General features: G+C 60.0%; 11 protein-coding genes. 5 read left to right on the forward strand and 6 right to left on the reverse strand.

The window, feature by feature from the left end; all coding sequences use genetic code 11:
* Positions 1-26: 26 nt before the first annotated feature.
* Together L6418_RS02970 and L6418_RS02975 are read left to right on the forward strand one after the other, a co-directional pair.
* Positions 27-2,327 carry an ABC transporter ATP-binding protein gene (locus L6418_RS02970; RefSeq protein ID WP_237247996.1) on the forward strand — a complete coding sequence of 767 codons (2,301 nt, stop codon included), beginning with the start codon at positions 27-29 and terminating at the stop codon, positions 2,325-2,327.
* Entirely contained in the window at positions 2,324-2,797 is a 474-nt protein-coding gene (locus L6418_RS02975; RefSeq protein WP_237247997.1) for a DUF1854 domain-containing protein, read from the forward strand. The genes L6418_RS02970 and L6418_RS02975 overlap by 4 nt, the downstream gene beginning before the upstream one ends.
* Positions 2,798-2,806: 9 nt before the next feature.
* On the opposite strand, the gene L6418_RS02980 is transcribed toward L6418_RS02975, so the two are convergent.
* The 4 genes from L6418_RS02980 to L6418_RS02995 all read right to left on the reverse strand — a co-directional run bounded on the left by L6418_RS02980 (position 2,807) and on the right by L6418_RS02995 (position 6,366).
* On the reverse strand, positions 2,807-3,532 hold the full coding sequence (locus L6418_RS02980) for a UDP-2,3-diacylglucosamine diphosphatase (protein ID WP_237247998.1): 726 nt from the start codon (positions 3,530-3,532) through the stop codon (positions 2,807-2,809).
* A 32-nt stretch (positions 3,533-3,564) separates the two neighbouring features.
* The gene (locus L6418_RS02985) at positions 3,565-4,053 is read right to left on the reverse strand and encodes a peptidylprolyl isomerase (protein WP_237248694.1); all 489 of its coding nucleotides are present in this window, start codon (positions 4,051-4,053) and stop codon (positions 3,565-3,567) included.
* 100 nt (positions 4,054-4,153) lie between these two features.
* On the reverse strand, positions 4,154-5,317 hold the full coding sequence (locus L6418_RS02990; protein WP_237247999.1) for a L,D-transpeptidase family protein: 1,164 nt from the start codon (positions 5,315-5,317) through the stop codon (positions 4,154-4,156).
* Between the two features lie 2 nt (positions 5,318-5,319).
* Entirely contained in the window at positions 5,320-6,366 is a 1,047-nt protein-coding gene (locus L6418_RS02995; RefSeq protein WP_237248000.1) for a tetratricopeptide repeat protein, read from the reverse strand.
* A 160-nt stretch (positions 6,367-6,526) separates the two neighbouring features.
* On the opposite strand from L6418_RS02995, the gene L6418_RS03000 reads away from it, so the two are divergent.
* The 3 genes from L6418_RS03000 (at position 6,527) to cysS (ending at position 10,208) form a co-directional block, all read left to right on the forward strand.
* Positions 6,527-8,206, forward strand: a complete 1,680-nt coding sequence (locus L6418_RS03000; RefSeq protein WP_237248001.1) for a glutamine--tRNA ligase/YqeY domain fusion protein — start codon at positions 6,527-6,529, stop codon at positions 8,204-8,206.
* Positions 8,207-8,404: 198 nt separating this feature from the next.
* A complete protein-coding gene (locus tag L6418_RS03005) occupies positions 8,405-8,695 on the forward strand; it encodes a GIY-YIG nuclease family protein (RefSeq protein WP_237248002.1) in 291 nt (96 codons plus the stop codon).
* A 133-nt stretch (positions 8,696-8,828) separates the two neighbouring features.
* On the forward strand, positions 8,829-10,208 hold the full coding sequence (gene cysS, locus L6418_RS03010; RefSeq protein ID WP_237248003.1) for a cysteine--tRNA ligase: 1,380 nt from the start codon (positions 8,829-8,831) through the stop codon (positions 10,206-10,208).
* Here cysS and L6418_RS03015 read toward each other — a convergent pair.
* Both L6418_RS03015 and L6418_RS03020 read right to left on the reverse strand, forming a co-directional pair.
* On the reverse strand, positions 10,205-10,912 hold the full coding sequence (locus L6418_RS03015; RefSeq protein ID WP_269807821.1) for a type II secretion system protein: 708 nt from the start codon (positions 10,910-10,912) through the stop codon (positions 10,205-10,207). The two genes, cysS and L6418_RS03015, sit on opposite strands and share 4 nt — an antisense overlap.
* Before the next feature lies 1 nt (position 10,913).
* Positions 10,914-12,725 (reverse strand): hypothetical protein, encoded by a 1,812-nt coding sequence (locus L6418_RS03020; protein ID WP_237248005.1) that lies wholly within the window; start codon positions 12,723-12,725, stop codon positions 10,914-10,916.
* Between the last annotated feature and the right edge of the window lie 2 nt (positions 12,726-12,727).

Genomic DNA, 12,727 nt, shown 5'->3' on the forward strand with positions numbered 1-12,727 from the left:
GGCGCCTGTAGTAAACTTCAAACCCTGTGGACGTCTCTACCATTTTTCCCCTTTCTTCCGGCAGTCCGATTCCCGATGCATGGCACCAGGCGCTGCAAACGCGTCTGGCCGATCAGGAGCGGATTCATGCCTGGTTCGAGATCGACCTGGACGACCGGCTGAACTTCAGCAAGGGCCTGCTGCTGCTTACCGACCGGCGGGTACTTGCGTTGGCATCGGCGACCCAGGAGTGCAGCGAATACCGGTTGGCGGCAGGGCAGACCCTGAGGCAATACGACCATGCCGGTGTCGGCAGCATCGGGTTGTTTGCCGGCGGGACGCGGCTGGCGTGCTGGCGCTATACCATGGCGCATGGCGCCGATGCGACGCGTTTCGTCCGCCAGTTCGAGCAGGCGCTCAACGGTATGCTCGGTGGCCGTCCCGCCGATGTGGCGCAACCCCGGCTGTGTCCGCAGTGCCTGGCTCCGCTGGCGCCGGATCAGGAGGAATGCGCATACTGCAACATCGAAGCGGAAGCACCGCCATCGAGCTGGGTGTTGCTGCGCTTGTGGCGTTTTGCCCGGCCCTACCGCTGGCAACTGCTGGCAGGGTTCCTGCTGATGCTGGCTTCGACCGCCGCCACGCTGGTTCCCCCCTACTTGTCCATGCCCTTGATGGACGATGTGCTGATTCCCTATGAGAACGGCAAAGCCATCAATGTCGACATGGTGGAACTGCTGCTCGGCGGACTGCTGCTCTCGGCCTTGCTGGCATGGGCGCTGGGATGGGCCAAGACCTACATCCTCGCCCTGGTCAGCGAACGCATCGGCACCGACCTGCGCACGATCACCTACGATCACCTGCTGCACCTCTCGCTGGAGTACTTCGGCGGCAAGCGCACCGGCGACCTGATGGCGCGCATCGGTTCCGAATCGGACCGCATCTGCCTGTTCCTGTCGCTGCACCTCCTGGATTTCGCCACCGACGTTCTGATGATCCTGATGACGGCGGTGATCCTGTTCACCATCGATCCGTGGCTGGCGCTGGTCACGTTGCTGCCGTTGCCGCTGATCGTGTGGATGATCCATCAAGTCCGGCACAAGCTCAGTACCGGCTTCGAAAAGGTCGACCGCGTCTGGTCGCAGGTCAGCAACATCCTGGCCGACACCATTCCCGGCATCCGCGTGGTCAAGGCCTTTGCCCAGGAGAAACGCGAATCGGATCGCTTTCGCCAGGTGAACCAGCACAACCTGGCCGTCAACGACCGCATCAACCGGATCTGGGCGCTGTTTTCCCCCAGCGTGACGCTGCTCACCGAGATCGGGCTGCTGGTGGTATGGGCTTTCGGCATCTGGCAGGTCACGCACAACCGCATCAGCGTGGGCGTGCTGACCGCCTTCCTGGCTTACATCAGCCGTTTCTATACCCGGCTCGATTCGATGAGCCGTATCGTCTCGGTGACGCAAAAGACCGCTTCCGGCGCGAAGCGCATCTTCGACATCCTCGATCGCGTCTCCAGCGTGCCCGAACCCGCCAGGCCGCAGCATCTGGAGCGCATCGAGGGGCGCATCGATATCCGCGACGCCGGCTTCCGTTATGGCAATCGCGCCGTCATCCGGAATTTCAACCTGACCATTGCGCCGGGCGAGATGATCGGCCTGGTTGGACACAGCGGCTCCGGCAAGAGCACGCTGGTCAACCTGCTATGCCGTTTCTACGACGTCAGCGAAGGCTCCATCAGCCTCGACGGCATCAACATCCGCTCGCTGCCGATCGCCGAATACCGCAGCAATATCGGCCTCGTACTGCAGGAGCCGTTCCTGTTCTTCGGCTCGATCGCAGAGAACATCGCCTACGGCAAACCGGATGCGACGCGCGAGGAGATCATCGCCGCGGCACGGGCTGCCCATGCGCATGAATTCATCCTGCGCCTGCCGCACGGTTACGATTCGCTGGTGGGCGAACGCGGGCAGGGCCTGTCGGGCGGCGAGCGCCAGCGCATCTCCATCGCGCGTGCCCTGCTGATCGATCCGCGCATCCTGATCCTCGACGAAGCCACGGCTTCGGTCGATACCGAGACCGAGAAGGAGATCCAGAAAGCACTGGACAACCTGGTGCTCGGTCGCACCACGATCGCGATCGCGCACCGGCTGTCCACACTGCGCAAGGCAGACCGCCTTGTGGTGCTGGATCGCGGCGAGATCGTCGAAGTAGGCAACCACGAGGAACTGATGCGCAAGGAAGGCGCCTACTTCCGGCTGTACCAGGCGCAGGCACGCAACGTCGACACCGACCTGGATGACCAGAACGCCTTGGCTCCGGACGATATCAAGGAGGCAGTTGCATGACGAACGGCCCGAATTTCAACCTGACCAGAAATGCCGCCGGGCGCCTCGTGCTCACCGGTGCGGAAGGCGATATTCACGAGGGAGTTTTTCCGGTGCGAGCCTTTCCCATCAGCGCGCCGGAAGAGGGCGTTTCATTGCTCGGCGAGGATGGGCACGAGTTGCGATGGATAAGTCGGTCAATCGACTTGCCCGGATCCTTGCGCCAGCTGATCGAAGACGAACTCGCCTTGCGCGAGTTCATGCCGGAAATCACCCATATCAGGCAGGTTTCCAGCTTTGCCACTCCGAGCAAATGGCAGGTGTCGACCAATCGCGGCGATACCGAACTGTTGCTCAAGGCAGAGGATCACATCCGCCGCCTCGCAAATGCGACGCTGCTGATCACCGACGGATACGGGATGTCGTTCATGATCCGGGATACCGGCGCCCTGGATCGCCACAGCCGGCGCTTGCTGGATCGATTCCTGTAAAGCGCAGGTTCACACCTGCAGCCACTCGATTCCGTTCGCATCGCAACGCAGGATGGCTGCCTTGCCGCTGTCCCAGTCGCCCAGTACCCAGCGTTCGCAGGTGTGGCCGTCCGGATGGTGCAGGTGTTTTGCCGGACGATGGGTGTGGCCGTGGATGAGGCGCGGGTAATGGTATTGGCGCAGCAGGTCGTCTACTGCCGCCACGTTCACATCCATGATGTCCATCGCCTTGAGCTTTTTCTCGTCCCTGCTTTGCATCCGCAACTGTTCGATCTGGGCCTTGCGCCTGGCCAGCGGTTGCGCGAGAAATTGCCCCTGCCAATCGCTGCTGCGCACCAGGCTGCGGAAGCGCTGATACTCAATGTCGTCGGTACACAAGGCATCGCCGTGGGTGAGCAGGGTGGGGGTGCCGTACAGGTCGAGCAGCGTTGGGTCGTCGAGCAGCGTGGCATGGCAGGCGGCACCGAGTTCCTCGTCCATCAGGAAATCGCGATTGCCGTGCATGATGTAGATGCGCGTGCCCTGCGCATCCAGCTGGCGCAGCATGCCGGTGATGCGCAGATGGAACGGGTCGTCCGCGTCGTCGTCGCCGGCCCAGTATTCGAACAGGTCGCCCAGGATGTAGAGCGCTTCGGCTGCCGGTGCGATATCGGCGGCGAAACGCAGGAACATCTCCGTGCTGTGCGGATGGTCGTGGCTCAGGTGCAGGTCGGAAATGAACAGGCTGTGCGGCATAAAGCAAAACGGCGCCGAGGCGCCGTTTGTGATTACTGGATGACTTCCGCCTTGGTGATGATGACGTCCTCTTTCGGCACGTCCTGATAGAAGCCGCTGCTGCCGGTCTTCACCTTGCCGATCGCATCGACCACTTCCTGTCCCGCGACCACCTTGCCGAATACGCAGTAGCCCCAGCCGTCCTGGCCGGGATAGTCGAGGAAGCTGTTGTTCTTGGTGTTGATAAAGAACTGTGCGGTGGCGGAATGCGGATCTCCGGTGCGCGCCATGGCGATGGTGTAGATGTCGTTCTTCAGGCCGTTCGCTGCCTCGTTCTTGATCGGAGCATTGGTTTTTTTCTGGATCAGGCCCGGCTCGAAACCCCCGCCCTGGATCATGAAGTTGGGGATCACGCGATGGAAGATGGTGTTGCTGTAGAAGCCGCTGTTCACGTAGTCGAGGAAGTTCTGGACGGTGACGGGGGCCTTCTCCGCGTCGAGTTGCAGGGTGATGTCGCCTTTGTTGGTATGCAGTTTTACCATTTTCATTTTTCCTTTGGTTGCGGGTGTAGATGCGGCTTGGGCCGGCAGGACGCACAGTCCGGCCAGCAGGAATGCGAGTGCGATGCGAATCAGGTTCATTTCAGGCGGCTCCTTCGTAGACGATTTGCCAGCGTCCGTTGCGTTTCATCCAGTACTGGCGCTTGTTCATGTGGTTGGAAAGGTTGTTGCTGTCGTAATCCTGCTCGAAGTTCACCACCACCAGATCCGGCTGGCTGGGGTAGGGGAAGATGCTGACGTCCGACAGCCTGACCTTGATCCAGGTCTTGCCGGAATTGACCAGGCGTTTTTGTTGCGCGAATGCGGCAAGGTTCATGTTGCCGGCGGAGAAGTCATGCGCGTAGTGCGCGAGGTAGGCTTCGGTGTCGCGGCTGGCCCAGTCGTTGCGCCATTGCTCGATTTCCTTTAGCAGGGAAGCGCGATCCGCGCGGTCCGCCTCGTTGCTCCAGTCGATCTTGCTGGCGATGATCACCGGCGTGATGCCGATCTGCAGATGGCTGCCGATCTCGTTGAGGTCGTTGTTGGCCAGCACCACGCAGCCGTTGCTGGCGCGCGGCGGGCGGCTGAAAGTGTCGCTGGGGGTGCCGTGCAGCCAGATGCCGTGCCCGTCGCGGCCTTCGCGCTTGTCCCATTCGTTGGGGTAGCTGAGCGGGTAGGCGACGGGGCCGTAGAAATCGGTGAGCTTGTCCTTGGTCAGGCGGCCGTTGACGAAATACACGCCGAGCGGCGTCTTCTGGTCGCCCTCGGAGACCTTGTCCGCGCCTTTCTTGCCCACGCTGATGTAAAAATCGGACACATAGCGCGGTTCGCCATTCACGTTCTCGAACAGGTACAGCGTGGACTTGCCGGTATCCACCACCACTGCGTAACGCTGCCTGGGTGAAAGCTGCCACAGGTACTTGGGCACGGCGATGGGCTGCTGCTGCTGTACGCGTTGCAGCCTGGCCTCGGCTTCCTCGCGCAGGTCCTGGATGCGGTCGCGCGGTGCGTTCGGGGCATCGCCGAAGCCGCTGATCGGTTTGGCGCGCGCCAGCAGCAGGTCGCCCTTGACCAGTTGCGCCAGCTTGAAATTGGGATTGATCTTGAGCAGCGAATCGACTTCGTTCAGCGCCACATCGAGGTGGTTCTCGCCTACGGCCTGCAGGCTCTTGGCCAATCCCTGCTCCAGTTCGCGCGACACCGACTCCCCAGCCAGGGCGGGTGCGGCAAAGCAGAGCAGCAGGAGCGGAAGCAAACGGCTGGGCATGTTCACTTGCCGGAACGTTCTTCTGCAATCAGCCATGCGCCATCCGACTTCACCCAGCTCAGCGTCTTGCTGGAGGTGACGTTCAGGTGGCTGGCGCGATAGGTCTGCCTGAAGCTGACGCTGGCATGGCTGTCGTCTGCCATCTTGACCTTGGCGTCATGCACTTCGACATGGATGGTCTTGGGGGCGGCGATGCGCGCTTTGCGCTGTGCTTCCCATGCACTGCGGCTTTCGCCGCCCGGCACCTTGAATTCCCTGGCGTAGAAGGCCAGGTATTTCTTGCTGTTCTTGGCTGACCAGGCGGTGGCCCAGTCCCTGGTTGCTTTCAGCACGTCCGCGCCCGGATCGGCGCTGGCCACTGCGGTTGCCACCGCCGGTTTTGCGGCCACCTGCGAGGCTGCCGGAGTCGCTGCGGCCGGCGCGACGGTCACCGCGCTGGCAGGTACGGCGACCGGCGCAGAAACCGCGGCAGCAGGGACGGTGGCCGGTGCCGGATCGGCCGCTGCGATCACGGCCGGTTTGGCGGAGGTGCGTGCGTTCTTGCTGAACAGTTCGCGGATCAGCGCCAGCTTGGTCTGTGTGTTGGTGTTGCCCTTGTCCAGCTGCAACGCGCGGTCATAGGCCTGGCTGGCCATCTTGGCGTAGATGTCGCCCAGGTTCTCGTGCGCGGTGGCGTAGCTCGGGTGCGTGCGGATCGCCATTTCCAGCTCGTTCTTGGCCTTTTCGTACTGGCCCTGGCCGGCATAGAGCACGGCCAGGTTGTTATAGGGTTCGGGCAGTTCGGGATAGTCTTCGGTGAGGCCGTTGAAGACGGTGATGGCGTCGGCGGTGTTGCCTTGCTCGGCGAAGATCAGGCCCTTGAGGAATCGCCCCTGGGCATCCTTGGGCTTGGTGGCGAGGAAGGCGTTGACCTTCTCCAGCGCCTGGGCGTTCTGCCCCTGCTTGAACAGTTTGTTGGCGTCTTGCAGGTCATCTGCCTGGGCGGGAATGGCGATCGCTAACAGGATGCCCAATGCGGCGACGCGGCTAAACAGGTTAAGCATTTTCATCGTTGGTGAATTCCGGAAAAGTTGCAATGGCACTGCCGATTCAAAGAGGGGGCGATTCTATCAAATAAGCGGCGTCCTTACACGGTTTGCGCGACGGCGTGGCTGGGGCTGTTTTCGGGTAGAATTCCGCACCTTCATCGTCGATACTTCTTGAGACAACATGAGCAGCAATGCCCCCGTTCCAGCCGCACCCGTTTCCAACTTCATCCGCACGATCATCGACGGCGACCTGGCCTCCGGCAAGCACAACAGCATCGTCACCCGTTTTCCGCCGGAGCCCAATGGCTACCTGCACGTAGGTCATGCCAAATCGATCTGCCTGAACTTCGGTCTGGCGCAGGATTACAAGGGCAAATGCAACCTGCGCTTCGATGACACCAACCCGGAGAAGGAGAGCGAGGAATACGCGCAGTCCATCCAGGACGACGTGCGCTGGCTGGGCTTCCAGTGGAACGGCGAAGTGCGCTGGGCCTCCGATTATTTCGATGCGCTGTATAGCTACGCGGTGGAGCTGATCAACAAGGGGCTGGCCTATGTGGACGACCTGACGCCGGAGCAGATGCGCGAATACCGCGGCACGCTGATCCAGCCGGGCAAGAACAGCCCCAACCGCGACCGTCCGGTGGCCGAGAACCTCGACCTGTTCACGCGCATGAAGGCGGGCGAATTCGCCGACGGCGCCATGGTGCTGCGCGCCAAGATCGACATGAGTTCGCCCAACATCAACATGCGCGACCCGGTCATCTACCGCATCCGCCGCGCGCACCACATCCGCACCGGCGACAAGTGGTGCATCTACCCGATGTACGACTACACCCATTGCATCTCCGACGCGCTGGAAGGCATCACCCATTCCATCTGCACGCTGGAATTCGAGGATCACCGTCCGCTGTACGACTGGGTGCTGGACAACATTACCATCCCCTGCCACCCGCGCCAGTACGAGTTCTCGCGCCTGGAACTGCACTACACCATCACCAGCAAGCGCAAGCTGCTGCAACTGGTGAACGAGAAGAAGGTGAGCGGCTGGGACGACCCGCGCATGCCCACCATCAGCGGCATGCGCCGTCGCGGCTACACGCCGGAAGGCATCCGCGAATTCGCCAGGCGCATCGGCGTTTCCAAGAGCGAGAACATCGTCGACATGGCGATCATGGAAGGCGCGATCCGCGAGGATTTGGAGCTGCGCGCGCCCCGCGTGATGGCCATCATCAACCCGCTCAAGGTCACCATCACCAATGCCGACGGCGCGCAGACGCGCGAGGCGGATTTCCATCCCAACATGCCCGAGCTGGGCAAGCGCGTGGTGCCGTTCTCCAGCGAACTGTTCATCGAGGCCGACGATTTTACCGAAGTGCCGCCTGCCGGCTGGAAGCGCCTGACGCTCGGCGGCGAGATCCGCCTGCGCCACAGCTATGTGATGCGCTGCGACGAAGCGGTGAAGGATGCTTCCGGCAAGGTCGTCGAGCTCAAGTGCAGCATCGACCACGACACGCTGGGCAAGAACCCGGAAGGCCGCAAGGTGAAGGGCGTGATCCATTTCCTGTCGCGCGAGCATGCGCTGCCCGCCGAGATCCGTTTGTATGACCGCCTGTTCACCGTGCCGGAACCGGATGCCGACAAGGAGAAGGATTTCCTCGAGTTCATGAACCCGCATTCGCTGGAAGTGGTGCAGGGCTGGGTAGAAGCCTGCGTGAAAGATGCTGCGCCGGAAACACGTTACCAGTTCGAGCGCCTGGGCTACTTCTGCACCGACCGCCGCGATCACCAGCCCGGCAAGAAGCTGGTGTTCAATCGTACCGTCACGCTGAAGGATTCGTGGACCAAGGAGCAGGTGTAATCGTCATTCCGGCGCAGGCCGGAATCCAGTTAGAAAGAAAGTACATCCGCGAAGCGGATACAACACCAATTGCATTTTGAATAAAACCGCTGGATACCGGCCTGATGGAACTACTAGCCATTCGACTAAGCTGGCAGACAACGCCAGCAAAGTCGCTGGTTATGCGCCGGTATGACGGAATTGCCGACAGGTGGCTTGATGAACACACTGCCGTGCGTGTACCTGCTAGCCAGCAAACGCAATGGCACTTTGTATGTCGGAGTCACTTCGGATCTGGTGAAACGGGTGTGGGAGCACAAGAGCCATGTTGTCGATGGTTTCACCAAACAGTACGGTGTGGATCAACTGGTTTGGTACGAAGTGCATGAAGCCATGGAGTCGGCCATCCAGCGTGAGAAGGCGATCAAGGAATGGCAGCGTGCATGGAAATTGAAGTTGATCGAAGAGAGCAACCCAGACTGGAAGGATTTGTACGACTCGATATGTTAGGCCCGTCATACCGGCGAACGCCGGTATCCAGTCAATAAAAACAACCCGTGCAACGCACGGACAAAACCAGCTGCATATTGATCAAAACCGCTGGATTCCGGCCTGCGCCGGAATGACGGCACAGGAAAGAGAAATGCTGAAGATCTACAACACCCTCGCCCGCGACAAACAGGAATTCAGGCCCATCGAAGCGAACAAGGTGCGCATGTACGTATGCGGCATGACCGTGTACGACTACTGCCACCTCGGTCACGCCCGCGTGATGGTGGTGTTCGACATGGTCTATCGCTGGCTCAAGGCTTCCGGTTACGACGTGACCTACGTGCGCAACATCACCGACATCGACGACAAGATCATCAAGCGTGCGGCGGAGAACGGGGAATCCATTCATGCGCTGACGCAGCGCTTCATAGCCGCGATGCACGAGGATGCCGATGCGCTCGGCGTGCAGCGCCCGGATCATGAGCCGCGCGCCACGCAGTACGTGCCGCAGATGCTGGAGATGGTTGCGCAACTCGAAAAGAACGGGCTGGCTTACCAGGCGGCCGACGGCGACGTGAATTATGCCGTGCGTAAGTTCGACGGCTACGGCAAGCTCTCCGGCAAATCGCTGGAAGACCTGCGCGCCGGCGAACGGGTAGAGGTGGCTTCCGGCAAGCACGACCCGCTCGACTTCGTGTTGTGGAAGCATGCCAAGGACAGCGAAGCGGACGAGGTGAAATGGGATTCAAAGTGGGGCAAGGGGCGCCCCGGCTGGCATCTCGAATGTTCGGCCATGGCTTCCGACATCCTCGGCAACCATTTCGACATCCACGGTGGCGGTGCCGACCTGCAGTTCCCCCATCACGAGAACGAGATCGCGCAGTCCGAGGGGGCGCACCAGTGCCACTACGTGAACTACTGGATGCACAACGGCTTCGTGCGCGTGGACAACGAGAAGATGTCCAAGAGCCTGGGCAATTTCTTCACGATCCGCGAAGTGCTGAAGAAGTACGATGCCGAAGTGGTGCGCTTCTTCATCCTGCGTGCGCACTACCGCAGTCCGCTGAATTATTCCGATGCGCATCTGGACGATGCCAAGGGTGCGCTGACACGGCTTTATACTGCGCTGAAGCTGGCGCCTGCCACGTCACCGGCAGTGGATTGGAAAGAGGAACACGCACAACGTTTCAAGGCTGCGATGGACGACGATTTCAACACGCCGGAAGCAGTCGCGGTGCTGTTCGACCTGGCCAACGAAGCGAATCGCAGCCAGTCGGCGCAAATGGCTGCTCAGCTCAAGGCGCTGGGCAGCGTGCTGGGCCTGCTGCAGCGCGATGCGCAGGAATTCCTGCAAGGCGGGACCAATGCGGGCGGGCTGGATGACGCCTCGATCAGTGTCCAGATCGAAGCGCGTATCGCCGCCAAGAAAGCCAAGAACTTCGCCGAGGCTGACCGTATTCGCAAGGAGCTGCTGGAGGCGGGCATCGTGCTGGAAGACAGGCCGCAGGGCACCGTCTGGCGCAAGGCCTAAGGCAGCTTGCCGGCCGAGACCATGCGGTTGAACAGCGTGTTGGGTGAAACCCAGACGACCAGATCGTCGTAGGTTGCTGAGGGATCCTGGCTGACAAAGGTGATTCCACCCGCATAATTGGTTTGTTCGCCAGTGTCGGTGCTGTTCGGGAGCTTGGTTCCTTGCGGGGTGTAGGCGCCCAATCCGTTGGGGCCGTGCGAAATGATGACGGCCGGTATGTTGCTGCCTACGCAGCCAACATTCGGGCACACTCCGGTTGAAGTGCTCAACACATTCAGATTGCCTGTTGATGAGAGAGTGAACGACGTAGCGAAATCCCCCCCCCCGGAATATGCAACAGTGTAAGTAAATCGTCTGCCCCAGGCGTCGGTTTCGTTGGTTCCCAGCGTTACCCAGGGCAGTACTCCCGTTCTTGTTGGGGTAATGGTGCAATCGGCCACCCCAGCGCCGGTAGTACCGGTGGCAAGTGTCGGTTTTGCTGGGCAAGGCAGTCTGGGAGGGGTCTGGGTGGCGGCATAGCCGATCAGGGCCGCACGTATTTCCTCCAGTTGTTTGCGTGTTTCCGCACGGCGCTGCTGTTCCATCTGGCCGGAGATCGTGGGCAGCAATCCGGCAAGCAATACGGCGACGATGACTAGCACTATCGCCATCTCGATGAGGCTAAATCCTTTTTGGTGCCAGGGGGGAGCAGGTCTCAGATTCATATCAGTTACATTGTGAAGTCGGATTTATCCCTTTGCCATCCAGACATAACGCCAAATCATTGACGTTCTGGTAATAGGGATCGGAAGTCTTGTAGGTTATGAATGTGGTTGTCAGGGTCGAATCGCTGTGCGCATTGGTCACGAATAGCGGGTCGGTTGAAAATTCCGAGATTGGATTTGCGAGATAGTCATTCGGTGGGTCGACGTAAGGGTTGGCGCGTGTTTGCGTTCCCAGTTTCTTCCCGGCCAGGATAACGCTTGCGCGGTAGGTCCCGTTCCCGCCATTCGGATTGCCTGAGCCACTAATCTGCAATAGCGCATTTGCTCCACCGCCCGGCTGGTAGTTTGTGGAAACTTGATAGAAAACCAGGTTGCGCCAGTCAGCCCAATATGATCCCGGTGAGGTGAATAATGAGATGCACGCCGTTGTGGTCCAGTTTGCAGGCATGGATGAGTCCGGTGTTCCGCCACCCATGGCTGTATTGAGTTGGCTCTGGAGTGTCGAGGTGCAAGACATGCCTGTGCAATTGTCGGCCGTGATTCCGGCTGCGCGTGCAGGATCGGTGGTGGCTTGGCCTATTGACTGTGCGTAGTCTTTTAACGTATCGCCTTTGTTTCGAAGAGTTGATAGCGTCGTCGAATTCGGATTGGCGAGATAGTTGTTCAACGCGGTTTGCACGGCTTGAATGTAAGTGAGCAAGATTCCGGTCGGAGGGGGGCCGCCGCCGCCGGTGCTAGTGTCCAGACTTTCCGGAATCCTGCCGAAATTCGTGCCATATGCACCAGGGCGACTCGGGTCACCAAGATTTACTGGAAATAGGGTGTTATCAGTGACAGGAGCCGCCCAAGGGTATCTGTAATTCGTATTGCCGATGGCGGATGCATAACTATCCAGGCAACCCTTCACTTCACGGGCAATACGCTTCTCGATGAGGGGCATCAATTCGTCGATGGTGACGTAGAGCAACTTGTCATTGAAATGATAGTTGGGATCTTCAATCTGTTGACTGGGGTTGGATGGGGAGGCTATCCAGCGGTGTTCGTCCCCCATGATGAAATCATCGTCCATGTCAAAATTATTGTAGGTTCCGGGCACACAGGGTGCAGTGCAGGTCGGTGGAACAGTGATGCTGTCGAGATACTGATTCGCTCCTCCCAGTCCAGGCCCCCCCTGGCTGGCCGACAGAGGGCGCGACTGGCCGGGCAGTGTGGCTCCCGGGATCATGATGACGAAAGCCACGCGATCGCTGAGTACATTGCCGTTCATGTCGCGCACGGTCAGCCAGGGATGGGGAGGGGGCGGGTAATTGTTGGGGCCGTGCAGGGTGTTGTCGGTATTTAGCAGCTCTGAGTTGAGGGGGGTAACGTGAGTGGGATCGACCAGATTGGCTGAAACGGCATACCAAGGCATGAAACCAGTTGGGTCATTCTCGGAGGGCGATCCAAGGGGGACATTAAAGCTTTTCCATGGCATGCGGCCCAGGCAACGCATGTTGGTCCAATTGGACGCCCCGCCGCCTATGACGGGCAATCCGGGAATGGGCGTGCTTGAGGTCTTACTGGCATCAAGACAACCGCCTTCGGTTGCGCCATCGTAGTTGTATGGTGGTGTTTCTGTTGAGCTCAAGACATCCGGTATCATCAGATCGCCGGGCCGCGTTCCGCCGGTACCATTGACGGCATAACCAATCACGATTTCTTTTGCTTGAGCAAGCAGATCGCTGCTTTTCTCGTTGCGAGCAGTTTGTAGGGTAACTTTGCTGAGGGCGCTGACCAGATATGCTGACACGCCCATGATCAGGATGACCAGCATGA

Origin of the sequence: Sideroxyarcus emersonii (assembly GCF_021654335.1) — a bacterium.
In the GTDB taxonomy this organism is placed as follows: Bacteria; Pseudomonadota; Gammaproteobacteria; order Burkholderiales; family Gallionellaceae; genus Sideroxyarcus; species Sideroxyarcus emersonii.